This is a genomic window from Micromonospora sp. NPDC048835, from assembly GCF_040649995.1.
In the GTDB taxonomy this organism is placed as follows: Bacteria; Actinomycetota; Actinomycetes; order Mycobacteriales; family Micromonosporaceae; genus Micromonospora.
In genome coordinates, this window is record NZ_JBEZGM010000004.1 from 71,136 (window position 1) to 94,318 (window position 23,183).

General features: G+C 73.7%; 23 protein-coding genes. 12 read left to right on the plus strand and 11 right to left on the minus strand.

Features of this window, described 5'->3' with window-relative positions:
- Positions 1-42: 42 nt before the first annotated feature.
- From AB0C15_RS06895 to AB0C15_RS06905, 3 genes are all read left to right on the plus strand, one after another.
- Complete coding sequence (locus tag AB0C15_RS06895) at positions 43-168, plus strand: hypothetical protein (protein WP_357006270.1); 126 nt, start codon at positions 43-45, stop codon at positions 166-168.
- 83 nt (positions 169-251) lie between these two features.
- On the plus strand, positions 252-1,883 hold the full coding sequence (locus AB0C15_RS06900; protein WP_357349479.1) for a RecQ family ATP-dependent DNA helicase: 1,632 nt from the start codon (positions 252-254) through the stop codon (positions 1,881-1,883).
- Between the two features lie 88 nt (positions 1,884-1,971).
- Positions 1,972-2,475 carry a hypothetical protein gene (locus AB0C15_RS06905; RefSeq protein WP_357349480.1) on the plus strand — a complete coding sequence of 168 codons (504 nt, stop codon included), beginning with the start codon at positions 1,972-1,974 and terminating at the stop codon, positions 2,473-2,475.
- Here the strand turns inward: AB0C15_RS06905 and AB0C15_RS06910 are convergent.
- Positions 2,465-4,054 carry an MFS transporter gene (locus AB0C15_RS06910; RefSeq protein ID WP_357349481.1) on the minus strand — a complete coding sequence of 530 codons (1,590 nt, stop codon included), beginning with the start codon at positions 4,052-4,054 and terminating at the stop codon, positions 2,465-2,467. The two genes, AB0C15_RS06905 and AB0C15_RS06910, sit on opposite strands and share 11 nt — an antisense overlap.
- 82 nt (positions 4,055-4,136) lie before the next feature.
- On the opposite strand from AB0C15_RS06910, the gene AB0C15_RS06915 reads away from it, so the two are divergent.
- Together AB0C15_RS06915 and AB0C15_RS06920 are read left to right on the plus strand one after the other, a co-directional pair.
- Positions 4,137-4,898 carry a TetR/AcrR family transcriptional regulator gene (locus AB0C15_RS06915; RefSeq protein WP_357349482.1) on the plus strand — a complete coding sequence of 254 codons (762 nt, stop codon included), beginning with the start codon at positions 4,137-4,139 and terminating at the stop codon, positions 4,896-4,898.
- Between the two features lie 10 nt (positions 4,899-4,908).
- Positions 4,909-5,943 carry a helix-turn-helix domain-containing protein gene (locus AB0C15_RS06920; RefSeq protein WP_357349483.1) on the plus strand — a complete coding sequence of 345 codons (1,035 nt, stop codon included), beginning with the start codon at positions 4,909-4,911 and terminating at the stop codon, positions 5,941-5,943.
- Positions 5,944-6,098: 155 nt separating this feature from the next.
- Here AB0C15_RS06920 and AB0C15_RS06925 read toward each other — a convergent pair whose 3' ends face one another.
- The 8 genes from AB0C15_RS06925 to AB0C15_RS06960 are packed head-to-tail and all read right to left on the minus strand — an operon-like array spanning position 6,099 to position 14,663.
- Positions 6,099-7,082 (minus strand): DNA topoisomerase IB, encoded by a 984-nt coding sequence (locus AB0C15_RS06925; protein WP_357349485.1) that lies wholly within the window; start codon positions 7,080-7,082, stop codon positions 6,099-6,101.
- Complete coding sequence (locus AB0C15_RS06930) at positions 7,066-8,019, minus strand: glycosyltransferase family 9 protein (protein ID WP_357349487.1); 954 nt, start codon at positions 8,017-8,019, stop codon at positions 7,066-7,068. The genes AB0C15_RS06925 and AB0C15_RS06930 overlap by 17 nt, the downstream gene beginning before the upstream one ends.
- Positions 8,016-8,717, minus strand: a complete 702-nt coding sequence (locus tag AB0C15_RS06935) for an SDR family oxidoreductase (protein WP_357349489.1) — start codon at positions 8,715-8,717, stop codon at positions 8,016-8,018. Before AB0C15_RS06935 ends, AB0C15_RS06930 begins: the two co-directional genes overlap by 4 nt.
- Positions 8,714-10,153, minus strand: a complete 1,440-nt coding sequence (locus AB0C15_RS06940; protein WP_357349491.1) for a PfkB family carbohydrate kinase — start codon at positions 10,151-10,153, stop codon at positions 8,714-8,716. Before AB0C15_RS06940 ends, AB0C15_RS06935 begins: the two co-directional genes overlap by 4 nt.
- Before the next feature lie 16 nt (positions 10,154-10,169).
- Positions 10,170-10,862, minus strand: coding sequence for an SIS domain-containing protein (locus AB0C15_RS06945; protein ID WP_357349879.1), 693 nt, complete (start codon positions 10,860-10,862; stop codon positions 10,170-10,172).
- The gene (locus AB0C15_RS06950; RefSeq protein WP_357349493.1) at positions 10,859-12,076 is read right to left on the minus strand and encodes a glycosyltransferase; all 1,218 of its coding nucleotides are present in this window, start codon (positions 12,074-12,076) and stop codon (positions 10,859-10,861) included. Before AB0C15_RS06950 ends, AB0C15_RS06945 begins: the two co-directional genes overlap by 4 nt.
- On the minus strand, positions 12,061-13,035 hold the full coding sequence (locus tag AB0C15_RS06955; protein WP_357349495.1) for a glycosyltransferase: 975 nt from the start codon (positions 13,033-13,035) through the stop codon (positions 12,061-12,063). Before AB0C15_RS06955 ends, AB0C15_RS06950 begins: the two co-directional genes overlap by 16 nt.
- A complete protein-coding gene (locus AB0C15_RS06960; protein WP_357349497.1) occupies positions 13,032-14,663 on the minus strand; it encodes an HAD-IIIA family hydrolase in 1,632 nt (543 codons plus the stop codon). Before AB0C15_RS06960 ends, AB0C15_RS06955 begins: the two co-directional genes overlap by 4 nt.
- A 200-nt stretch (positions 14,664-14,863) precedes the next feature.
- Here AB0C15_RS06960 and AB0C15_RS06965 point away from each other — a divergent pair, with 200 nt between their 5' ends.
- The 3 genes from AB0C15_RS06965 to AB0C15_RS06975 all read left to right on the plus strand — a co-directional run bounded on the left by AB0C15_RS06965 (position 14,864) and on the right by AB0C15_RS06975 (position 17,225).
- The gene (locus AB0C15_RS06965) at positions 14,864-15,304 is read left to right on the plus strand and encodes an SRPBCC family protein (RefSeq protein WP_357349499.1); all 441 of its coding nucleotides are present in this window, start codon (positions 14,864-14,866) and stop codon (positions 15,302-15,304) included.
- Positions 15,305-15,306: 2 nt separating this feature from the next.
- The gene (locus AB0C15_RS06970; protein WP_357349502.1) at positions 15,307-16,308 is read left to right on the plus strand and encodes an SDR family oxidoreductase; all 1,002 of its coding nucleotides are present in this window, start codon (positions 15,307-15,309) and stop codon (positions 16,306-16,308) included.
- A gap of 149 nt (positions 16,309-16,457) precedes the next feature.
- On the plus strand, positions 16,458-17,225 hold the full coding sequence (locus AB0C15_RS06975; protein WP_357349504.1) for a polyprenol monophosphomannose synthase: 768 nt from the start codon (positions 16,458-16,460) through the stop codon (positions 17,223-17,225).
- Positions 17,226-17,319: 94 nt separating this feature from the next.
- On the opposite strand, the gene AB0C15_RS06980 is transcribed toward AB0C15_RS06975, so the two are convergent.
- On the minus strand, positions 17,320-18,948 hold the full coding sequence (locus AB0C15_RS06980) for an NAD(P)/FAD-dependent oxidoreductase (protein ID WP_357349506.1): 1,629 nt from the start codon (positions 18,946-18,948) through the stop codon (positions 17,320-17,322).
- Between the two features lie 72 nt (positions 18,949-19,020).
- Here AB0C15_RS06980 and AB0C15_RS06985 point away from each other — a divergent pair, with 72 nt between their 5' ends.
- Positions 19,021-20,454 (plus strand): aldehyde dehydrogenase family protein, encoded by a 1,434-nt coding sequence (locus AB0C15_RS06985; protein ID WP_357349508.1) that lies wholly within the window; start codon positions 19,021-19,023, stop codon positions 20,452-20,454.
- Positions 20,455-20,526: 72 nt separating this feature from the next.
- On the opposite strand, the gene AB0C15_RS06990 is transcribed toward AB0C15_RS06985, so the two are convergent.
- Positions 20,527-20,928, minus strand: a complete 402-nt coding sequence (locus tag AB0C15_RS06990; protein WP_210785235.1) for a ChaB family protein — start codon at positions 20,926-20,928, stop codon at positions 20,527-20,529.
- A 176-nt stretch (positions 20,929-21,104) separates the two neighbouring features.
- On the opposite strand from AB0C15_RS06990, the gene AB0C15_RS06995 reads away from it, so the two are divergent.
- From AB0C15_RS06995 to AB0C15_RS07005, 3 genes are all read left to right on the plus strand, one after another.
- Positions 21,105-22,091, plus strand: a complete 987-nt coding sequence (locus tag AB0C15_RS06995; protein ID WP_357349510.1) for a YihY/virulence factor BrkB family protein — start codon at positions 21,105-21,107, stop codon at positions 22,089-22,091.
- Positions 22,092-22,182: 91 nt separating this feature from the next.
- Positions 22,183-22,599 (plus strand): DUF2795 domain-containing protein, encoded by a 417-nt coding sequence (locus tag AB0C15_RS07000; protein ID WP_203149384.1) that lies wholly within the window; start codon positions 22,183-22,185, stop codon positions 22,597-22,599.
- A 52-nt stretch (positions 22,600-22,651) separates the two neighbouring features.
- Positions 22,652-23,113, plus strand: coding sequence for an SRPBCC family protein (locus AB0C15_RS07005; RefSeq protein WP_357349512.1), 462 nt, complete (start codon positions 22,652-22,654; stop codon positions 23,111-23,113).
- The last annotated feature ends 70 nt before the right edge of the window (positions 23,114-23,183 follow it).

Here is a 23,183-nt window from a genome sequence, read left to right on the forward strand (position 1 = left end):
TTACAGTTGCCTCAGGGGCCGCTCCCCGGGGAGAGTTCGAGCATGGAACCCGCACTGCTGGCCGACGCGACGAGCCCGGCCGACATCCCCGGCGTACGCCTGCTCGGCCTGGTGGTCGGCGCCCTGCTGCTGCTCGCCGCGATCCGGGCGATGTTCGGCCGACGCTGACCGGGCTACGGCTCTGGCGGCCCGAGCCGATGATCTCCCGAATGCGTTTCGGTTGTCCTGGGCTCGGGTACCTCCGGCCCTCGATGAAACTGTCCACGCACTCGATGACGTTGCGCCGCGCCGCACGCAGCCTGTTCGGCTGGAAGGCACTGCGGCCCAACCAACTGGCCGCCATGCGCGCGGTCATGAAGCGACGCGACGCGCTTGTGGTGTTGCCCACCGGCGCCGGCAAGTCGGCGATCTACCAGATCCCGGCCAGCCTGATCCCCGGCCCCACCGTGGTGATCTCCCCGCTGCTGGCCCTCCAGCAGGACCAGATCGCCTCCCTCAACGAGCGGCAACGCCCGGAGCTGCGGGCGGTGCGGATCAGCTCGAACGAGACGCCCAACCAGCAGGCCGAGGCGATCACCGAGGTCCGCGAGGGCCGGGCGGAGTTCCTCTTCATCACCCCGGAGCAGCTCAGCAACCCTGCGCGGATGGCCGAGGTGGCCAGCCTGAAGCCGGCCCTGGTGGCGATCGACGAGGCGCACTGCATCTCGGCCTGGGGGCACGACTTCCGCCCCGACTACCTGGCGCTCGGGCACCTCATCGAGGGCCTCGGCCGGCCGCCGGTGGTCGCGCTGACCGCCACCGCCTCCCCGCCGGTACGCGACGACATCATCGCCCGGCTGCGGTTGCGCGACCCGGACGTGGTGGTCTCCGGGCTGGACCGACCCAACCTGTTCCTCGAGGTGGCGCACTGCCCGGACGAGGACTACCGGTGGCGGCGTCTGATGACCCTGTTGAGCGACGAGGGGCGGCCCGGGATCATCTACGTGCCGACCCGCCGCGCCGCGGAGGAGTTGGCCACCCGGTTGACCGACGCCGGCTTCCCGGCGCAGTTCTACCACGGTGGGATGGCGATCGGCGCCCGCGCCGAGCTGCACGAGGCGTTCCTCGCCGACCAGGTCCCGATCATGGTCGCGACCTCGGCGTTCGGCATGGGCATCGACAAGCCGAACATCGCCTGGGTGGTGCACATGGCGCTGCCCGACTCACCGGACAGCTACTTCCAGGAGATCGGCCGGGCCGGACGCGACGGGCAGCCGTCCCGCGTGCTGCTGCTCTGGCGGGCCGAGGACGTGGGCCTGCAACGGTTCTTCAGTGGTGGCCTGCCCGACGAGAACGAACTGCGCGACCTGGCCGCGCTGCTGCGCAAGAAGGCGGCCACCAAGACCGAACTGCGCGAGACCACCGGTCTGGGGCCGCGCAAGCTGGGCCAGTACCTGTCCCTGCTGGAGCAGGTCGGCGCGGCCGAGCCGCGCGCCCGGCAGCGCATCGGCGCTCCCCGCTACTCCCCCAACCCGACCGACGCCGCCGCGGCGGCGCTGGCCGAGGCGGAACGCCAGCAGACCGTGACCCGGTCCCGCACCGACATGATGCGGGCCTTCGCCGAGACCCGATCCTGCCGTGGGCAGACCCTGCTGGCCTACTTCGGCGAGCAGATGACGGAGGTCTGCGGTCACTGCGACAACTGCCACCACGGCACCAGCGTGGCCGACCAGGGCGCGGTCGGACCGTTCCCGGTGCACAGCCAGGTGCGGCACCCGGAGTGGGGGCAGGGCATGGTGCTCTCGTACGAGGACGACAAGATGACGGTCCTCTTCGAAGAGGTCGGGTACAAGACGTTGTCCGTGCGCGTGGTGTCCGAACAGGGCCTGCTGACCCTGGACTAGCCTGACCCGGGCACGGTTTCCGGGCCCGGTGGATCGACAAAGCAGAGCACCGATTGACCAAGCAGAGCAGGGCGGAAGGGGCGTTGTCGTGATCGAGCAGCCGGCGTACACCGGGTTCGGTTTCTCCGACGGGGAGTGGGGGCTGCTTGTCGGCCTGCCGCAGTCGGTGCTGACCGCGGCGAGCGCCGCCGAGTCCGACGGCACCCGCCGGACCATGGCGGAGAACGCCGCCGGGCTGGAGACCATCGCCGCCGGCCGGGAGTCGGCCAGCCCGCTGGTCAACGCCGTGGCCGGTGAGATCGTCAGCCAGGTCGCCGACCCGGACACCGGCGAGGAGCTGCCGGTCATCGCGCCCGCCGACCCCGGGGCGTACATCGACGACGTGCTGCTGCGGGCCGGCGAGGCCAACGCGTTGCTGGCCGCGCGGGTCGACGAGGGTGAGGCCGGCGCGTACAAGCACTGGCTCGTGAAGATCGCCGAGCAGGTGGTGGGTGCCGCGTCGAGCGGCGGGCTGCTGGGCATCGGCGGCGAGTCGGTGAGCGACTCCGAGCGGCGTTTCCGCGACCGGCTCGCGCACGTGCTCATCGACTGACCGGGGACAACGACGCGTCGGCCGGCCCGGTCGGCTCGGCGGCAAGCACCGCCGGGTCGGCCGGTCGCACGTCGCGCAGGGTGACAAGCGCGGTGACCGCGCCCACGAGCATGACCGCCATGGCGGCGTACGCGGCCAGGTGCAGCCCGTCGGTGAAGGCGACCTCGGCGGCGTGCCGCACCGCGTCGGCCAGGTCCGCCGGCAGACCCTGGGCGACCGCGAGCGCGCCGCCCAGGGTCTCCTGGGCCGCGGCGCCGGCAGCGCCGGGCAGCCCGGCCGGTAGGCCGTCGACGATCTCGCGGCGGTAGACCGCCGCACCCACGCTGCCCAGGATCGCCATTCCCAGCGCACCACCAAGCTCGCTGCTGGACTCGGTGAGCGCCGACGCGACACCTGCCTGCTCGGGTGGTGCCGCACCCAGGACCAGTTCGGTGACGAGGGCCATCACCATCACCAGGCCGGCGGCGTAGACACTGGCGCCGCCGAGCAGCAGCCACAGCGGCGTCTCCGGGGTGACCCGGGTCAGCACCACGAAGCCGAGCACGGCGATCCCGAACCCGGTACCGATCAGGTAGGCCCGTTCGACGCGCTGGGCGAGAGCGGCGGCGGCCGGCGCGATGCCACCCACGGCGAGCGACGGCACCAGGCTCCACAGCGCCGCCCGCAGCGGGCTCAGGCCGAGCACCAACTGCAGGTGCTGAGTGGTGAAGATGGCGAAGCCGACGATTGCGAACATCGCCAGCAGGTTGACCGCGAGCGACCCGGCGAAGCCGCGACGGCGGAACAACGCGAGGTCGACCATCGGGTACGCCCGGGTCCGCTGCCGGCGCAGGAAGAGCGCGCCCACCAGCAGGCCGCCGACGACGGCGAGGACCCGCACCGGGTTGAGGCCGTCGCGGGCCATCTCCTTGATGCCGTAGATCACCGGCAGCAGCGCCCCGAGCGACAGGGCCGCGCTGACCAGGTCGAACCGCCCGGTCGCCGGGTTACGGAACTCGGGCACCAGGAGCGGGGCGAGCAGGAGCAGCATCAGCATCGCCGGAAGGTTGATCAGGAAGATCGAGCCCCACCAGAAGTGCTCCAGCAGGATGCCGCTGAGCACCGGACCGATCGCGATGCCGCCGGTGAGGGTGGCGGTCCAGATGCTGATGGCGGTGCCCCGCTGCCTGGCGTCGTGGAACATGTTGCGCACCAGGGCGAGGGTCGAGGGCATCAGGGTGGCCCCACCGACGCCGAGCAGGGCGCGGGCGGCGATCAGCGTCGCGGTGCTGTCGGCGTACGCGGCCAGCAGCGACGCCGCGCCGAACGCGGTGGCGCCGATCAGCAGGAGCCGGCGGCGGCCGATCCGGTCACCCAGGGCGCCCATGGTGATGAGCAGCCCGGCCAGCACGAAGCCGTAGATGTCGAAGATCCAGAGCTGCTCGGTGGCGGTGGGGCGCAACTCCGCGCTGATGAACGGGACGGCGAAGTAGAGCACCGACACGTCCATCGAGACCAGCAGCAGCGGCAGCATCAGCACCGTGAGCCCGATCCACTCCCGCCGACCGGCTCGCGGTGCCGGCGTGGTGTTGGCAGTCATGATCAGTTTCCTTTCTGCGTATGTCGTACGCTGTTATGCGTAGACCATACGCAGAACTAGGATGGCGGGGCAAGGAGGAAATGTGGCGGCGAAGACAGACGACAGCGGGCCGAAACTCCCGCCGGCCATCGAGAGCGCCTGGGGGCTGCGGGAACGCCCACCCAAGGGCCCCCGGCCGGGAATGAGCGTGCCCACCATCGTGGACGCCGCCGTGCGCGTGGCCGACGCCGACGGCCTGGCGGCCGTCTCGATGAGCCGGGTGGCCAAGGAGTTGGGCGCCGCCACCATGGCCCTCTACCGGTACGTCGGCTCGAAGGACGAACTGCTGATGCTCATGGTGGACACCGGGTACGGCCCCTCCCCCGGCCCGCCCGCGGCGGAGGCCGACTGGCGCGCCGGCCTGACCCGCTGGGCGTGGGCCGAGCACGACGTGCTGCGGCACCGGTCCTGGCTGCTGCACGTGCCGATCAGCGGCCCACCGATCACCCCGCAGCAGCTCGGCTGGATGGAGGACGGGCTGCGCTGCCTCGACGGCACCGCGCTCGGCGAGGGCGAGAAGATGTCGGTGCTCCTGCTGATCACCGGTTACGTCCGCAACGAGGCCACCCTCACCTCGCAGGTCGCCGAGGGCAGCCGGGCGGCCGGGGTCGAGCCCAGCGAGATGATGCCCGCGTACAGCCGGACGGTGGCCCGGCTCATCGACCCGGCCCGCTTCCCGGCGCTGCACCGGGTGCTGGCCGCCGGTGTGCTCCACCAGGCCGACAACCCGGACGACGAGTTCACCTTCGGCCTGGACCGGATCCTGGACGGCGTCGAGGCGCTGATCCGACGCCGACCGGCCTGAGGGGGCCCGGATGCTGCCAAGAGACACCATCGACACCACAGTCCTGCCGCCGGGTGAACGGTTCGGCATGTGGCTGGACCTGGTCGCACGCACCTCGGCGCCGCTGCGTATCCAGTCCGCGCACCGCGACGACTTCGCCGCCCGCGCCGACTTCATCGACCTCGGCCCGATCCAACTGGTGCAGTACGAGTACCCGTCGCTGGACGCCACCCGGACCCGGAAGCTGGTCCGTCAGTCCGACCCCGAGCTGTACATCCTCGCCTTCACCACCGGCGGCGTCGGCACGTCCAGCCAGGACGGTCGCCGCAGCGAGATCCTGGCCGGTGAGTTCACCTTCTACGACGGGTCCCGGCCGCACGACGTCTGCCACCACGCGACCGAGCCGGAGCGGGACCAGGCCACTTCGATCATCACGCTGATCCCGCACGCCGCCCTGCCCCTGCCACCACAGCGGATGGCGGCGCTCTACGGCGGCCGGATATCCGGTAGCGAGGGGATCGGGGCGCTGCTGGCGCAGTTCCTCGTCCAGGTGACCGGGCACCCCGAGCAGTACCATGCCGCCGACGCCAGCCGGCTCGGCGCGGTGGGGCTCGACCTGGCCACCACCATGCTCGGCCGGCACCTCGTCGCCGAGGACGCCGTGCCCACCGAGGTCCGCCGCCGGGCGCTGCTCACCCAGGTGCAGTCGTACATCCACCGCCACCTCGGCGACGCGACCCTCGGCCCGCAGGTGGTCGCCGACGCCCACCACATCTCGGTGCGGTCCCTGCACCGGCTGTTCGAGACAGAAGACTCCACCGTGGCGTCGTACATCCGGGACCTGCGGTTGGCCCGGTGCCGCCGCGACCTCACCGATCCGGCGCTGCGCCACCAGCCCGTGCAGACCGTCGCGGCCCGATGGGGCTTTCCCGACAAGGCCCACTTCAGCCGGGCGTTCCGGGCCGCGTACGGCACCACCCCGCAGGACCATCGCGACAGCGGCTCGGATCTGGCACGGATCGTCAACCGTCGGGCGTCCATGGTCAACTCGCTGCCGGCAGACTGACACCAACGCGGCCGGCCGTCACCCGGCGGGCCGCCAACGGGGGCCGTGGCGAGGCGCCCGCCGCGCGAGCGGCGGGCGGCCGCCCGGTGGCACCCCGCTGACGCCCGAGGCTCCGGTCCCGTCGCGCTTCCCCCCAGAATCGCCGACGGGGCCGGTCAGGACCTCTCCAGCAGCTCCAGGACGACCCGTTCCGCCTCCTCGCGAGGCGCCAGCGGATCCAGCGACGCCACCACCCCGTCGTGGTAGAGGTCGACCACCCGGGGGTCCACGTAGGACGCGCGGGCCACCGTCGGCGTGTTGCCCAGCAGATCCGCCACCGCACGCATCACGGCGACCACCGCCCTGCGCCTGGCGGTCACCGAGCGGGCCGGGTCGGCGGTGGCCAGCTCGGTGGCCGCGAGCACCGTGGCGTGCCAGGTGCGGAAGTCCTTCGCGGTCATCTCCCCACCGCTGGCGTCCCGCAGGTAGCCGTTGACCTCGTCACTGCGCACGTCGCGCCACTCCCGGCCGTCCCAGTAGCCGAACAGCCGCTCGGCCCGACGCCGTCGACGGCGCAGATCGACGAGCACCTGGCACAGCTCCGGGTCCTCGATCCGGCGTACCTGCTCGATGCCGCCCTTCGCGGGGAACACCAACACCACGCAGCCGCCACGGGACCGGGCATGCTCGGGGCGCAGGGTGGCAACCCCGTACGTCGGGTCGTCGCCGGAGGCGTACTGGTCGCTGCCCACCCGGAACATCCCCATGTCCAGCAGCCGGGCCACCGTGGCCAGCACCCGGTCCCGGTTCAACCCCCGGCCGTCCAGGTCCCGCCCCACCCGCTCGCGCAGCGCCGGCAGCCGCCGCGCCACCTCCAGCACGCGGTCGAACTTCGCCTCGTCCTGCTTCTCCCGCCACCTCGGGTGGTAGACGTACTGCTTGCGTCCGGCCGCGTCGATACCGATCGCCTGGATGTGCCCGTTCGGGTGCGGCGCGATCCAGACGTCCTGCCACGCCGGGGGGATGACCAGCTCCCGCAACCGGACCAGGACCTCCGGATCCCGCACCGGGTCGCCGGACGGGTCGACGAAGAGCCAACCCCGTCCGCGCCGACGCCGTCCGTACCCCGGTCGACCCGGGTCGCTACGCCGCAACCGCACCGGAGACCCGCACCACCCTCTCCACCTCGGCCACGGCGGCAAGCACCTCGTCGAGGCGCAGGGCCGCCATCGTCGGGTGGCTTCCTACCCCGTCCCACCTGGGCCAATCCGCCTCGCCGGCCCAGAGCACCCGGTGCCGTGGCCGGTCCGGCGGTGGCCCCCACTGCGCCGGTGGCACCGGCCCGAAGAGGACCACCGACGGGGTGCCGTACCCGGTGGCCAGGTGGGCGACGCCGGTGTCCCCGCTGACCACCAGCCGGGCGTCGGCCACCAGCGCGGCGAGCGCGCCGAGGTCGGTCCGGCCGGCCAGCACGGCGTCCGCGCTCAGGCCCGCCGCCTCGGCCACCCGGGCCGCCAGCGCCCGTTCGTCGGCCGAGCCGGTAAGCAGCACCCGGTGCCCCTGGTCGGTGAGCGCCCGGGCCAGGGCGGCGAACCGCTCGGCGGGCCACCGCTTGGCCGGGATCTTGCTGCCCGGGTGCAGCAGGGTGGCCCCGCCGGGCAGCCCCGCCGAGGCGGGCCGGCGCAGGGCGAGGTCGGCGCGGTCGGCCGGGATGTCGTACCAGGACAGCAGCCGGCACCACCGGTCCACCTCGTGCTCGTCGACGGCCCAGCGCGGGCCGTCGGCGCGGCCGGCGTCCGGGTTGGCGAAGGCGAGCAGCCGGTCGGGCCGGGTGGCCGCGAGCAGCCGGTGCGACCGTGGGCCGCGCCCGTGCAGGTTGACCGCGACCCGTGGGGCCACCCCGACCCGCAGGGGTCGGTCCAGCCCGGCGGTGTCCACCAGCCGGTCGACGCCGCCGACCAGGTCGACCAGCGGGGCCAACCAGCCGGGCGCGGCGAGCGCCAGCTCCCCTGCCGGGTACGCGGCCCGCAGCGCCCGCAGCGCGGGCACCGCGGTCACCAGGTCGCCGACGCCGAGGGCGCGCAGCACGAGGATCACGGGTACGAGGTCTCCTGCTCGGCGCAGACCACCATCTCGCGCACCGCGCAGCCGGGCGGCTGGTTGAGCGCGAACATGATCGCGGCGGCGGTGTCGGCGGGCTCGTTGAGGATCGCGTCCGGCCCCGGCTTGTACTGCGGGTCACGTTCGTCGAAGAACGCGGTGCGCATCCCACCCGGGATGAGCAGGGTGACGCCGACCTGACCGGCCAGCTCGGCGGCGAGGGCCCGGGTGAACCCCACCACCCCGAACTTCGCCGCGCAGTACGCGGTGGCGTCGCTGACCGCCTTGACGCCAAGGGTGGAGGCGACCGTGACGATGCGGCCCCGAGAGGTCAGCAGGAACGGCAGCGCGGCCCGGACCACCGCCGCGGTGGCCAGCAGGTCGACGGCGACGATCCGGTCCCAGGTCTCCCCCGGCAGGTCGGCGAGGCGACCCGGCACGTCCGTGCCGGCGGCGGTGACCACCGCGTCCAGGCCACCGGCCTGCTCGGCGAGGTGCCGGGTGGCGGCCTCGGCGGCGCGGGTGTCGGCCAGGTCGCACTCGGTCCAGGACACCCCGTCGACCGGCGGCTGCCGGTCCAGCACGAGCGGTCGACCACCGGCGTCGGCCACCGCGGCGACCACCGCGGCGCCGAGGCCGCTGGAGCCGCCGGTGACCAGGACGGTGCGCCCGGCGCCGGGCCGGGTGGCGGTCATCGGGTCCGCTCCGCGAGCGTACGGACGATCAGGTCGGTGGTGGAACGACCGTCCAGGTAGGGCACCACCACGGTGTTCCCACCCCACCGGCGCAGCACCTCCGCCTCCGGCAGGGCGGCGGTCGCGTCCCCGCCGCCGGTGGCGTAGTCGCCGCCCTTGACCCAGACGTCGGGGCGTACCCAGGACAGGGCCGCGGCCGGCGTCGGCTCGTCGAAGACGAGCACCGCGTCGACGCAGCTCAGGGCGGCCAGCAGTCGGCTCCGGTCGTCTTCGGACTGCACCGGCCGGTCCGGCCCCTTCAACCCGGCCACACTGGCGTCGGAGTTCAGGCAGACGATCAGACAGTCGCCGAGCTGCCGGGCCGCCTCCAGGGTGGCCACGTGCCCCGCGTGCAGCAGGTCGAAGCACCCGCCGGTCGCCACCACCGTGCCGCCCGTTGCCCGTACCTCGCCCAGCAGCGTGGCGACGGCGGCGACCCCGACCCGGTCGGCCACCGCGCTCGTCGGTGTTCGGGGGCGCGACTGCGGTGTGTCTCCCGCCCTGGTCGGAGGCAGGGCCGCCGCCACTCCCCCACCCGCCACGTACGCGGACGCCTCGGCGACCGCCGCCTGCACCGCCTCGGAGACCAGCGCGCCCTGGGCCAGGGCGAGACTGGCGGCCGCCGCGAACCGGTCGCCGGCACCGCAGGTGTCCCCCTCGGCACTACCGGGCGTCGGCACCACGAGCGGCGTCGACCCGGCGTGGCAGAGCAGCGCGCCGTCACCGCCGAGCGTCACCGCGACCGCGCCGGCCCGCCAACGCCGCCGCAGCGCCTGGGCGCCGTGTGACGCGGTGGCCAGTCGGGAGGCGCCGGACAGCGCGGGGACCAGCTCGCGCACCTCGGACTCGTTCGGGGTGACCAGGTGCACGCCGGGCACCGCCGCCGGGCCGCGCGGGTGCGGGTCCCACACCACCGGCGCGCGGGTGGCGGCCAACGCGTCGCGCAGCGCGGGCTGCCGGGCAACCCCTCGACCGTAGTCGCTGACGAGCACCGCCGACGCGCCCGCGATCACCCGGAGCACCTCGTCGGAGGGCTGGCCCGGCGCGCCTGACGTGCCGCCACGGTCGTGGCGCAGCAGCACCCGCCCCCGGGCCCGCAACCGGACCTTCTCCGGTGTCGCGCCGGCGAGGGCCAGCGGGTACACCTGCACGCCGGCGGCGGTGAGCAGAGCGCTCAGCCGAGCCCCGCCGGCGTCGTCGGCGAGCGCGGTCACCAGCACCACCTCGGCGCCCTGCGTGGCGGCGAACACCGCCGCCAGGCCGGCGCCGCCCGGCCGGTCGGCGGCCGCGGTCTCGTCGAGCACCGGCACCGGGGAGTCCGGGCAGAGCCGGTTGACCACACCTTCCACGTCCCGGTCGAGCAGGGTGTCCCCGAGCACCACCACCGGTCCCCTCACGCTTGCCTCCTCATCCTCACGCGTCGACCTGCTGGCCCGGCCCGCCGTCGAGCACCACCTCGACCCCGGTGCGCACCGGCGCCGACTCGCCCCGCACCGGGCGGGCCGCCGCCGAACCGGCGACCGCCGCCAGCGCGGCCGGCAACTCCTGTTCGAGGTACTCGCAGAGCAGATGACTGGTCACCAGGTGCAGCTCCTGGACGACCTGGGTGTCCGGGGACGCGACGGCCAGCGCGTCGTCGCAGGCGTCGGCGAGCGGGTTGGGTACGGCGCCGGTGAGCGCCCAGGTGGTCACGCCGACGGCCCGCCCGGCCTGCGCGGCGGCGACCAGGTTGGCGCTGGTTCCACTGGTGCTGAGCAACAGCAGGACGTCGCCGGGGCGGCCGTGGGCGCGCACCTGGCGGGCGTACACGTCGGTGTAGCCGTAGTCGTTGGCGATGGCGGTGAGCGCGCTCGTCTCGGCGTGCAGCGCGATCGCGGAGAGCGGCTGACGGTCGTCCCGCAGCTTGCCGACCAGCTCGGCGGTGAGGTGCTGGGCCTCGGCGGCGCTGCCACCGTTGCCGGCGACCAGCAGGCGACCCCCGGCGGCCAGCCGGTGGGCCAGGTCCGCGCCCCAGCGCGCCAACTGCCGCTCACACCGCCGGTACGGCACCAGCGCCGCCGCGAGACTCGTCAGGTGGGTGTCGAGCAGGCTGCCTGTCGGCATCAGGCCACCACCCGGGTGGGCCGGCGCACTGCGGCCACCTCGCTGTAGACCTCGACCAGCCGTTCGGCGGTGGCCGCCCACGAGTACCGCGCCCGAGCCCGCTCACGGGCCGCCGTCGCGTACGCGAACCGCCTGATCCGGTCGTCGAGCAGCCCTTGGATCGCGGCGGCCAGCGCCTGCGGGTCCCGGGCCGGCACGAGGTCACCTGTCGTGCCGTCCAGCACGGTGTCCCGGATACCGCCCACCGCCGTACCCACGACCGGCACCCCGCAGGCCATCGCCTCCAGCGGGGTCAGCCCGAACGGCTCGTACCAGGGGGCCGCGACCAGCAGGTCCGCCGAGCGGTACCAGCGGCCCATCTCCTCCCGGGGCACCGCCCCGACCAGGTGCACCCGGTCGGCCACCCCGCACGACTCCGCGAGCGCCCGCAGCCGGCGGGCGTACGGATCGGTCTCCAACAGCCCCTCGGGCGGGCCGCCGACGACCACGCACTCGGCGTCCGGGACCAGCGCCATCGCCCGGACCACGGTCTGGAAACCCTTGCGCTCGACCAGCCGACCCACGGTGAGGATCCGGGCCCGTCCCGGTTCCCGCTCGGCGGCCGGTCCGAGCGGGGCGAAGGTGGCGAGGTTGACCCCGGACGGCACCACCGTCATCCGGGACCGGGGCACACCCATCCGGACCAGCTCGCCCACCTCGTCGCGGCACTGCGCGACGACCCGGTCCACCGACCGGCCCAGCTCCCGCTCGTAGGAGACCCGTCGGGCCGGGCTGGTGTCCTGCACGCCCTGGTAGCGGCGCTTCACGGTGCCCAACGCGTGGTACGTCTGCACCACCGGCACCCCGGTCTGCCGGCCGGCGGTCAGCCCGGCCAGACCACTCATCCAGAAATGCGCGTGGATCACCTCGGGCACCCAGTCGCCGCCGCGCCACCGGCCGACCAACCACTGACTGAACTCCCGCATGTGCGGCAGCAGGGCGTCCTTGACCACCGGCTCGGCCGGGCCGGCCGGCACGTGCACCACGTCGTACCCGTCCGGGCTGCGGACCGTCACCGGCAGGTCCGGCGCGTCGCGGCGGGTGTAGACCCGCACCTCGTGCCCGGCGGCGGCGAGCGCGGCGGACAGCTCCGCGACGTGCGTGTTCTGGCCGCCGGCATCCTCCCCTCCGAGGACGGCGAGCGGGCTGGCGTGCTCCGAGATCATCGCGATCCGCATACTTCCTCCTCCAGCAGCCGGTCCCAGTCAGCGAGGAAACGGTCGAGGCCGTACCTGTCGCGCGCGGCGGTTCGCGCCGCCGCTCCGGCCTGACGCGCGGTGGCCGGTTCGGCGATGAACCGGCGGGCGGCGTCGAGCAGGGTGTCGGTCCGGGTGGCAAGCGCCCCCGCCTCCGGCGGCACCGCCATCACCGCCTCGGTGGTGGCGAGGGCGACGACCGGCATGCCGATCGCCATCGCCTCGATGAGGCTGAGCCCGAGCGAGGTCCACCGGCACAGGTGCAGGTACGCCCGCCGACGGGCCAACTCGGCGTGCATCCGCTCCTGGGGCACGTCGTCGTGGCTGGTGAGCCGGTCGGCGGGCAACCCGAGGTGGTCGGCGAGGCCGGCGACACCCATGCCGAACACGTCGAGCGGCGCGATCTCGGCGAACTGGGGCAGCAGGTCGGTGCCGGTGACCCGACCGCGCCGTACCGGCTCGTTGATCACCACGGCGAGCCGGTCCAGCTCGCCGGTGTAGGACACGGTGGGAGCGACGATGCCGTGGTCGACCACCGTGCTGCGGGTCGCGCCGGTGTCCCAGAAGATCTGGTTGAACCCGGTGACGTGGGCGACGAGCAGGTCGTCGCGGTCGGCCATCGGGTGCCGCGTGTTGGGCACGTCGCCCTTGGGGGTGTTGTGCTCGACGTAGATCGCCGGAACGTCGCGGCCCGGGCGGCGACGGAGCCACTCCTCGGCCCGGTCGATCTCCTCCGGGCGTTGCAGGATGACCACGTCGACGTCGGCGCCCGGCAGCTCCTCCGGGGTGACCTCGACCGCGCTGTCCGGCCACCGGTAGGTGCGGGCCCGGCCGAGCCCGTACGGGCCGCGGTCCGGTGTGGTGGGAATCAGGTAGCGGTGGCTGCCGTGCACGAACGACGTGGTCCAGGAGCCGTGCACGTGCCAGAGCAGGATGTTCATCGCCCGCCACCACCACCGACGGCGAGCGTCCGAAGCGCGCCGACCACCTCGTCCGGGTCGATGCCGCTGAGGCACGGATGCCCGGGGACGGGGCAGCTGGCCGCCCGGGTGTCCCGGCAGGGCGCGGCGGCGTCACCGAGCCGGACGGTGGGCACCCGGTAGGGCCCCCACTGTCCGAACGGGACGGTCGGCGCGAAGAGACTCACCACGGGCACCCCGCTGGCCGCGGCCAGGTGCGCCGGCCCGGTGTTGCCGACCACGACGGCACTGGCGTCCGCGACGATCGCGGCCAGCCCGGCGAGGTCGGTACGGCCGCCCAGGTCGGTGCCGCCGGCCGCGGCGACCCGTGCGGTGACCGCGCGCTCGTCCGGTCCACCCGTGACCAGCACCCGGTGCCCGGCCTCGGTGAGCGCACCGGCGATGCGGGTCGCCAGCTCGGGCGGGCAGGCCCGGCTCGACGCGGCCGACCCGGGGTGCAGCACCACGTACCCAGGGTCGCCCAGGTCGGCGGGGCGCGGCGGCACGGCCTCGCGGCGGAGCCGGAGTACGGGTTCGTCGCCGTCGGACAGCCGATGGCCCGCCGCCGCCGCCAGCGAGAGGGCACGTTCGGGCTCGGGAACGCCGACCGGCACCCGGTGCCGGATGTCCAGCAGCGAGCCCGGATAGTCGTCGCTGATCGCGGCGATCCGCTCGATCCCCGCCATCCGCAACAGCAGCGCCAGCGGCAGGGCGGACTGGTGGAACGAGGTGAACACCACCGCCTGGTCCACGCCGAGGGCGCCCAGACGCGCGGTCAGGCCCCGGAGGTCCTCCGGATCGACCGGCCCCGGCGCCGGATCGATCCACGGCAGCGGGTGCTCGATGATCTCGTCGACACCGGGCAGCAGCTCGGCGGCGGCACGACCACGCGGCCCGCAGAGCAGCACCACCCGCTCCGCACCGGCCGCGACAGCGCGGATCGCCGGACCGGTGACCAGCACGTCACCCGCCGAGTCCGAACGCACCACGAGCGCCGCCCGTACCGGCGCGATGGACGAGGCCACCGGCCGCACGGCCTGTTGGCGGCGCAGGATCTCCGCCACCGCCGCCGGCAGGTCACGTGCCACCCAACCGGCGGCGGCGACCTCCTCCGGTCGGGTCACCGCAGTGGGCACCAGCACCCCCGCGGCCCCGGCGGCCAGCGCGGCGGCGACGTCCCGGCCGATGTCGCCCACGAGCACGCAGCGCGAGGCGGTGGTGCCCAGTTCGCGCGCGGCGGCGTGCACCAGACCGGGCGCCGGCTTGCGGCAGCCACAGCCGGCGGCGTCGTCGTGCGGGCAGACCAGCCACGCGTCGAAGTGGCCCAGCAACTCCTCGACGCGGGCGTGCACCGCCCGCATCTGCTCCCCGGTGAAATATCCCCGGGCCAGGCCCGACTGGTTCGTGACCACCGCCAGCCGCAGCCCGGCCGCGCGCAGCCGGTCCAGCGCCGCCCGCGCGCCCGGCACCGGGCGCACCTTCTCCGGGTCGCCGTTGTACGGCACGTCCTCGATCAGGGTGCCGTCGCGATCCAGCAGCACCGCGTCGTAGAGGGCGGGTCGGGGGCTCGCGACAGGCCCGGAACCGGCGCGGTCAGCAGCGGCGTACACCGGGGCTGACCTGCGCTGATACGGATCCTCCTGGTCCTGTCGCACAGGCGGCGGGTTCCCTGCGCCCCGAGGAGTAAACGTCGTCGTCGAGGCGGTGGGCGAGCGCGGCGAGCGGTGCCCCGGGTCGGCCTTACCCGCCGAGCCGGAGAAGCTAACCCCGCCTGTCGTTAGCCCGTACCCGGCCTGGGTATGAAAGCCCAGTGGCGATTGTGGAGAAAGTGATCGACGCTCCCCCGCAGCAGGTGTTCGACGTGCTCGCCGACGGGTGGACGTACAGCGACTGGGTGGTCGGCACCGCACACATGCGGAACGTGGACGACGCCTGGCCCCGGGTGGGCAGCCAACTGCACCACCGGGCGGGGCCGTGGCCGGTCTCGTTGCAGGACGCGTCGACGGTGCTGGTCTGCGAACCGCCACACCGGCTCGTCCTGAAGGCCGGTCTCTGGCCCGCCGGCGAGGCGATCGTGGCCTTCACCCTGGAACCCGTGGGTGACGGCGCCACCCGGGTGCGTCTCGGGGAGGACTTCGCGGCCGGACCGCTCCGCTGGGTCCACAACAAGATCAACGATCTGGTCCTGCACCGGCGCAACCGGGAGACGCTGGCCAGACTCTCCGACATCGCCATCCGGCGGAAGGGTTGACCGTGACACGGACCGTGGTGGTGACCGGTGCGAGCGCCGGTGTCGGCCGGGCCGTCGCCCACGCGTACGCGGCGCGCGGCGCCCGGCTGGCGCTGCTGGCCCGGGGTGAGGCCGGCCTGGTCGCCGCCGAGCGGGAGTGTCGGGAGCGGGGCGCGACCGACGTGCGCGTGTACCGGGTCGACGTGGCCGACGCGGGCGCGGTACAGCGGGCCGCCGACGACGTGGTGCACCACTGGGGCGGCATCGACGTGTGGATCAACAACGCGATGGTGTCGGTGTTCGCGCCGGCCTGGGAGATTCCGGCGCGGGAGTTCCGCCGGGTCACCGAGGTGACCTACCTGGGCACGGTGCACGGCACTCTCGCCGCGCTGCGGCACATGCGGGCGCACGGGCGGGGCACGATCGTGCAGGTGGGCTCCGCGTTGGCCTACCGGGGGATCCCGCTGCAGTCCGCGTACTGCGCGAGCAAGCACGCCGTCCAGGGCTTCAACGACTCGCTCCGCGCCGAGCTGCTGCACGACTGCCCGGCGGTGAAGCTGTCCATGGTGCAGTTGCCCGCGCTCAACACGCCGCAGTTCTCCTGGGTGCGCACCCGGCTGCCCCGGCATCCGCAGCCGGTGCCGCCGATCTTCACGCCGGAGCTGGCCGCCCGGGCCATCGTCTGGGCCGCCGACCGCGGGACCCGGGAGCTGAACGTGGGCGGCCCGACCTGGCAGGCCCGGGTCGCCGACGCCCTGTTCCCCGGCCTGCTGGACCGGAAGCTGGCCCGCGACGGCTACGACAGTCAGCAGACCGGTGCGGAGATCGACCCGGCGACCTGGCGGGACAATCTGGACCACCCTGGCGACGCGGACACGGACCGGGGCACGGCGGGGGTGTTCGTCGAACAGGCACGTGACCGTTCCGCGGCACTCTGGGTCGGCACGCACAAGCCGGCGCTCTCCGGTGCCGCGCTCGCCGTCGCGGCGCTCGCCCTCACTGCTGTCGCGCGCCGGCGACGGTGACCTTCGCAATCCCCTGACCAGGGCTTTCGCCTCTGTAGGCGACGGGCGGCAAGGGCCCGCAACGCCCGGGAGGGGTGCCTCCCTCGGAGCGAATGCGGGAACTGGATACCCTTTCCATGACTCTTGTCCGCAAACCGAGGATGACCGACATGATCAAGCCGGTGCAGTTGCCGTCGCCGTGGCGGGACGCACGCCTGACCGTCGTCGTGCCCACCTACAACGAGGCGGGCAACCTCCCGGCGCTTGTCGAGCGACTGCTCGCGCTGCCGCTGCCGGGGCTGCGCATCCTCGTGGCCGACGACAACTCCCCCGACGGCACCGGTGAGGTGGCCGACAAGCTGGCCATCGAGAACCCCGACCGGGTCGAGGTCGTGCACCGCGCCGGCAAGGAGGGCCTCGGCCGGGCGTACGTGGACGGGATGAGCCGGGCGATCGAGGGTGGCGCCGAGTACGTGGCGCAGATGGACGCCGACCTCTCGCACCCGCCGGAGGCGCTGCCGGGAATGCTCGGCGCGCTGCTCTCCACCCAGGCCAGCGTGGTGATCGGCTCCCGGTACGTGCCCGGCGGCGAACTGGACGAGAACTGGCCGCTCTACCGCCGGGCGCTCAGCGGCTGGGCCAACCTCTACGTGCACACGCTGCTGCGGGTACGGATCCGCGACCTCACCGCCGGCTTCAAGATCTGGCGGGCCGACGCCCTGCGCGACATCGACCTGGAGCGGGTGCAGTCCAACGGCTACAGCTTCCAGGTGGAGATGCACTACCTCGCCACCAAGCTGGGCCACACCATCCTGGAGGTGCCGATCCGCTTCGAGGAGCGGCGCGAGGGCGCTTCCAAGATGACCACCGCGACCAAGGTGGAGAGCGCGCTGATGCCGTTCCGCCTCCGCAGCAAGCACCGCAACATAACCCGCTGAACCACCCCACCCACGCCGAACCCCGCCGGGTTGATCAAGAGGTTTGCGTCGCCAGCGCCGGAGAATCCGACGCAAAGCTCTTGATCACCAGGGCTCAGGGGGATGGCGGTTGGCGGTTGGCGGGGTAGATGGCTTTGTGGGCGGCGGCGATGGCGGCGGCGTAGGCGCGGCCGGTGAGGGCGCGGTCGCGGGCGAGCGCCGCGCGGGCCGCGTTCGCGCCCGGTGCGCCGTGCACGCCGCCACCGGGGTGCGCCGACGCGCTGGCCAGGAAGAGCCGGTCCACCGGGGTGTCGGCCCGCCCGAGGCCGGGAATCGGGCGTAGGAAGAGCTGTTGGTACGCGGCGGCGGTCCCGCCGCCGAGCGTGCCACCGACCAGGCTCGGGTTGCCCTTCTCCAGGTCGGCCGGCCCGGCCACGTGTCGACCCACGATCAGGTTGCGGAAGCCCGGGGCCGCCTCCTCGAGCACGTCCTCCATCCGCTGTACGTGCCCGGCGACCTCCTCGGCCCGCCAGTTCCGCCGAAACGGCAGGTGGGTGTACGACCAGAGCGACTCGGTGCCCGGCGGGGAGTGGCTCGGGTCCGCGACCGACATCTGACCGACGAGCAGGAACGGGTCGCGGGGCAGTTCGCCACGGGCCAGTTCGCTGGCGTAGTGGGTGAGCCCGTTCAGGTCGGCGCCGAGGTGGACGGTGCCGGCGCCGGCCAACTGCCGGTTGGTCCAGGGCATCGGCGCGGAGAGCGCCCAGTCCACCTTCAGCGTGGAGCCGTCCCACCTGAAGTGCGCCAGGTCCTCCACCAGCCGGGACGGCAGCGCGGCCGCGCCGACGAGGTCGAGGTAGAGCGCGGGTGCCGGCACGTCGGCGAGCACCGCCCGCCGGGCCCGCCACAGTGCCCCGCCGGCGGTGCGGACCCCCATCGCCCGACCTCGGGCGGTGAGCACCCGGTCGACCGGAGCGCCGTAGAGGATCACCCCGCCGCGTCCCTGTAGCCGATCGACGAGCGCGGTGGTGATCTGCTGCGCGCCGCCGTCGGGCACCGGCCACCCGATCTGCTGGCCGAGCATGGCCAGCAGCCAGCCGTACACCCCGGAGCCGGCCTCCTCCGGGGAGAGGTCGGTGTGCAGGGCGCAGCCGGCCAGCAGCGCCGGCCCGCCCTCGCCGTCGAAGAGTTCACCGCCGAGTTTCCGTACCGGCACGACCAGACGCCGCCCCAGCCGCAGCGCGCCGGCGACGCGCAGCCGGCGCAGCAGACCCAGCCCGCCGCGTACCGGCGGGAAGGGTGAGGTGATCGTGTCGAGCATCGGCTCGGCCACCTCGACCCAGTCGGTGTAGGCGTTGAGCCAGCGTTTGCCGTCGCCGGGTGCGAACTGCTCGAGTGAGGCGGCGGTGACGTCCGGGTCCCGGTTGATCACCGCGGCCCGACCGTCCGGCAGCAGGTGGGCCAGGACGTCCGGGGCGTGCCGCCAGGACAGCCCGTACCGGCCGAGGTCGAGGCCACCAAGCACCGGTGAGGCGTACCCCAGGGGGTAGAAGGAGCTGTAGAGGTCGCTCAGGTAGCCCGGCGCGGTGACCTCGGCGGAGCGGACCGCGCCGCCGGGCGCCGCGGTCGCCTCCAGCACCACCACGTCCCAGCCGGCGTCCGCCAGGAGGTTCGCCGCCACCAGGCCGTTGTGTCCAGCCCCGACCACGACGGCGTCGGCGGTCTGCGCGGCGGTGGTTGTCATCGGATCCGCCTACCCGGCCCGCAACCGGGCGAAACGCGTTTGCCTTGCCGAGGCCGGGGCATCCAGCGCCGCATGTACACGGTTGCGCAGCTGGTGGGTGGGGTGTGGGGTGCGGGCGGCGACGGCGGCGAACTGGTCGTGCGTGATCCCGCGGACGACGCGCCGGTGAGTACGGTGCCGGTGGCCACCGCCGACGAGGTGGGCAAGGCGACCCAGGCGGCCCGCAACGCGGCGGCCCTGTGGGCGGCGACCGCGCCGGCCGAGCGGGCGGCGGCGCTGCACCGGGCGGCGGACGCGGTGGCGGCGGTCACCGAGGAGCTGGCGGCGGCGGTCACCGCCGAGATGGGCAAGCCGTTTGCGGACGCCCGCGGCGGCGTCGAGGCGGGCATCGGCACGCTGCGACAGTACGCGGAGCTGGCCCCGTTGCGCGGCGGGCGCTCGCTCAACGGCGACGCCGACGCGCTCGACTTCCTCACCCCGCAGCCACGTGGCGTGGTCGCGGCGATCACCCCCTGGAACGACCCGGTGGCGGTCTCCTGCGGGTTGCTCGGAGCGGCCCTGGTGACCGGCAACGTGGTGCTCTACAAGCCGAGCGAACGGGCACCGGCGACGGGTTGGCTGCTGGCCCGCGCACTGGACCAGGCGTTTCCGGCCGGGGTGTTGTCACTGCTCACCGGCGGCCCGGAGGTGGGGGCGGCGCTTGCGGCGCAGGAGGTCGACGTGGTGGCGCACGTGGGCTCCACCGCGACCGGACGGGCGATCGCCGCCGCCGCGGCCCGCACCGGCGCGAAGGTGCTGCTGGAGAACGGCGGCAGCGACCCGTTGATCGTGGACGCGGGCGTCGACCCGGAGTGGGCGGCGGAGCAGGCGGCGCTCGGCGCGTTCGCGAACGCCGGGCAGATCTGCGTGGCGGTGGAGCGGCTCTACGTGCACCGGGAGGTGGCCGACGACTTCCTGGCCGCCCTGGTGCGACGTGCCGAGGCGCTGCGGGTCGGGCCGGGCCGGGATCCGGGCACCGAGCTGGGTCCGCTCGTCGACCGGCGGCACCGGGACCACGTGCACGGCCAGGTGGCGGCCGCGGTGGCGGACGGCGCGCGGGTGCTGGTGGGCGGGGAGGTGCCGGACGGGCCGGGGGCGTTCTACCCGGCAACCGTCGTTGCGCGGTGCCGCCACGACATGCCGCTGGTGCGGGAGGAGACGTTCGGGCCGGTCGCCCCGGTGGTGGTGGTCGACTCGTTCGACGAGGCGCTGCGCTGCGCGGCGGACTCCCCGTACGGGCTGGCCGCCACCGTGTTGACGCGGTCGATGAGCCACGCGCAGCGGGCCTGGCGGGAACTCCCGGTGGGCACGGTGAAGGTCAACGCGGTGTTCGGGGGTGCGCCGGGGGGTGCCGCGCATCCGCGCCGGGCCAGCGGGCAGGGCTTCGGGTACGGCCCGGAGTTGCTGGACGAGTTCACCGCCACGAAGGCGGTGCACATCGAGGCGCCGGGCGGCGGGCAGTGGTGAGAACAGCACGGGCGGACGCAGGGGTGGAGCGTCCGCCCGTACCGCGTCGGTGGTGCGCCGGTGCGGCGGCGGTCAGTCGCCGCGAGCCTTGCGGGTGGCGCGGTCGTTGGCCTTCTCGATGGCGGTGACCAGCTCCGGTTTGGTCATGCTGGACCGGCCTGGTACGTCGAGCTTGCGGGCCACCGACATCAGGTGGTCCTTGGTGGCGTTGGCGTCCACCCCGCCAGCGGTGGGGGCCCGCCGTTCCGGCCCGCCGCCGGCGGCCTGCTGGTCGCTGGGGCCCTTGCGGCCCTTCGGCTCCCAGTGGTCGCCCACCTTCTCGAACTGGTGCTTCACCGCGGCGAAGGCGGTGCGGTGCGACCGCTCTCCCTCGCCGTAGGTCTCGACCGCCGAGTCGTGCGTCTTCTCCCAGGTGCGTTGCGCCTTCTCCGGGGAGCGTCGCAGCGTGCTGGGCAGGTCCTCGCGCCCGGGCATCTCGTCCTCCTCCGTGTCGACGGGGTGACTGAGAGACTTCCCCCGGGGCGCGGCGGCAAACCCTGGCGGCACCGACCGGGCGCGGTGGGGTTTGTCGATTTCGCTGTCCGGGTACCGCCGCGTCCAGGCCAGACCGGACGACCGGTCAACCGGCGGCCGGGGCGCAGGGAGCGGGCATGACGACCACGGACCCCGGTACGACGCTCGACGGCACCCCGGGCACTCCGGTGCCCCGACGGATGCGGCAGCTGAGCTGGCGGACCTGGCGCGGCGTGCTGGTCCGCAGTGTGCAGAACTTCGTCAACGACAACTGCTCCGACTGGGCCGCCGCGCTCACCTACTACGGCGTCCTGGCGCTCTTTCCGTCCGCCATCGTGGTGGTGGCGCTCGTCGGTCTGGTCTCCGACGGGGAGCGGACCCTGGACACGGTGGTCGACCTGGCCGACCAGGTGGGCGCCGGGTCGGTGCTGACGACGGAGAACGGCGGCGTGGTCGGGGTGATCAAGACCGTGGTGCTCGACCAGAGCAATCCCAAGCTGCTGCTGAGCTTCGGCCTGCTCGGCGCGCTCTGGTCCGCGTCGGGCTTCATCGGCGCGTTCACCCGGGCGTCGAACGCCGTCTACGGGGTGACCGAGGGCCGCCCGGTCTGGAAGCTCCGGCCGCTGCAGATCGGCCTGGCGGCGATCACGCTGGTGCTGCTCGCGGTGGTCGCCCTCGCCCTGATCGTCAGTGGGCCGGTCACCGACGCGGTCGGCGACCTGGTGAACGCCGGCGGTCTGGCCCGCACGGTGTGGAGGGTGGCGAAGTGGCCGGTCCTCGCCATGATCATGATGGTGCTGCTGTCCCTGCTGTTCTGGATCGCGCCGAACGTACGTCAGCCCCGGTTCCGCTGGCTCACCCCGGGCGGCGCGGTGGCCCTGGTCTCCTGGGCGGCGGCCTCCTTCGGCTTCGGCCTCTACGTGGCCAACTTCAGCTCGTACGACACCACCTACGGCAGCCTCGGGGCGGCCATCGCGTTCCTGGTGTGGCTCTACCTGTCCAACTCGGCACTGATGCTCGGTGTGCAGATCAACGCGGAGGTGCAGCGCGGGCGGCGGTTGCAGGCTGGCGAACCGGACCCGGAGGACCCGGTGCTGCCGCCGCGCAAGCCCGCCGACGACTGAGCCTGGCGTTTCCGGCCCGGATGTCCGGCCCGCCGCCGGACCGAGGGCCGGTGCCGGTTTATCGGCCCGGGTGCCGGGTAGCGCAGAAGGCATGGAGCGTGGCAACAGCAAGCACGGACCGAGGATCGACGAGCAGATGAGCCAGGAGGTCAGCGGCCTCGTACAGGGGCCGGGGACCGGTGGCTCTCGGGTCGACGAGTCGAGGGTGCCGGAACCGGCCGGCGAGGACCAGCCGGAGACGACCACCGCCCCGGCCGGCGACCTGCGCACCGGAACCCCGCAGGGCATGAGCTCCACGGACGTCGAGCAGCGCAGTCGGCTCGGCCGGTTCATCTCGATGAGTGCGCTGCCGGGCGACCGTCTGGTCCTCGTCGCCAGCGCCCGCGAGAACGAGGCGCCGGACGACATCGTGGCGGCGCTGGAACGGCTGCCCGAGGGCACCGTCTACCAGACGGTCTCCGAGGTGTGGGCCGCGCTGGGCAACAAGAACGAGACAACTCGCTGGTGAGAGGGATCGCCCCCGATCCGACCATCCACCGGCGACTGAAGGAGGTTCCCCGATGAGTGGCGTTACCGAACATGTGGACGTTTCCGTGCCCGTACGCACCGCGTACGACCAGTGGACGCAGTTCGAGGAGTTCCCCGAGTTCATGGAGGGTGTGCAGGAGGTCCGGCAGCTCTCCGACACGATGACCCACTGGACTGTGGACATCGCCGGGGTGAAGCGCGAGTTCGACGCGGAGATCACCGAACAGCTCCCCGACGAGCGGGTCGCCTGGCGCTCGACCGACGGCACCCAGCAGGCCGGTGTGGTCACCTTCCACCGACTGGACCAGGACAAGACCCGGGTCACCCTGCAACTCGAGTTCGAGCCGCACGGTGTGGTCGAGCAGGCCGGCGACAAGCTCGGCATCGTCGACCGGCGGGCCAAGGGCGACCTGGAGCGGTTCAAGACCTTCATCGAGCGGCGTGGTCAGGAGACCGGCGCCTGGCGCGGGCAGGTGGACCGCCCGCAGCCGTGACCGCGAGCAGTGAAGTTGAGATGGCCGCCGGAGCTTCGGCGGCCATCGCCGTGCCCGGGTCCGTTTGCGA

Bases quoted from the DNA above. Each gene is read 5' to 3' on its own strand.
- AB0C15_RS06895 (WP_357006270.1), top strand. From the start codon at position 43: ATGGAACCCGCACTGCTGGCCGACGCGACGAGCCCGGCCGACATCCCC.
- AB0C15_RS06900 (WP_357349479.1), top strand. From the start codon at position 252: ATGAAACTGTCCACGCACTCGATGACGTTGCGCCGCGCCGCACGCAGC.
- AB0C15_RS06910 (WP_357349481.1), bottom strand. From the start codon at position 4,054: ATGACTGCCAACACCACGCCGGCACCGCGAGCCGGTCGGCGGGAGTGG.
- AB0C15_RS06920 (WP_357349483.1), top strand. From the start codon at position 4,909: ATGCTGCCAAGAGACACCATCGACACCACAGTCCTGCCGCCGGGTGAA.
- AB0C15_RS06935 (WP_357349489.1), bottom strand. From the start codon at position 8,717: ATGACCGCCACCCGGCCCGGCGCCGGGCGCACCGTCCTGGTCACCGGC.
- AB0C15_RS06950 (WP_357349493.1), bottom strand. From the start codon at position 12,076: ATGCGGATCGCGATGATCTCGGAGCACGCCAGCCCGCTCGCCGTCCTC.
- AB0C15_RS06955 (WP_357349495.1), bottom strand. From the start codon at position 13,035: ATGAACATCCTGCTCTGGCACGTGCACGGCTCCTGGACCACGTCGTTC.
- AB0C15_RS06975 (WP_357349504.1), top strand. From the start codon at position 16,458: ATGATCAAGCCGGTGCAGTTGCCGTCGCCGTGGCGGGACGCACGCCTG.
- AB0C15_RS06980 (WP_357349506.1), bottom strand. From the start codon at position 18,948: ATGACAACCACCGCCGCGCAGACCGCCGACGCCGTCGTGGTCGGGGCT.
- AB0C15_RS06985 (WP_357349508.1), top strand. From the start codon at position 19,021: ATGTACACGGTTGCGCAGCTGGTGGGTGGGGTGTGGGGTGCGGGCGGC.
- AB0C15_RS06990 (WP_210785235.1), bottom strand. From the start codon at position 20,928: ATGCCCGGGCGCGAGGACCTGCCCAGCACGCTGCGACGCTCCCCGGAG.
- AB0C15_RS06995 (WP_357349510.1), top strand. From the start codon at position 21,105: ATGACGACCACGGACCCCGGTACGACGCTCGACGGCACCCCGGGCACT.
- AB0C15_RS07000 (WP_203149384.1), top strand. From the start codon at position 22,183: ATGGAGCGTGGCAACAGCAAGCACGGACCGAGGATCGACGAGCAGATG.
- AB0C15_RS07005 (WP_357349512.1), top strand. From the start codon at position 22,652: ATGAGTGGCGTTACCGAACATGTGGACGTTTCCGTGCCCGTACGCACC.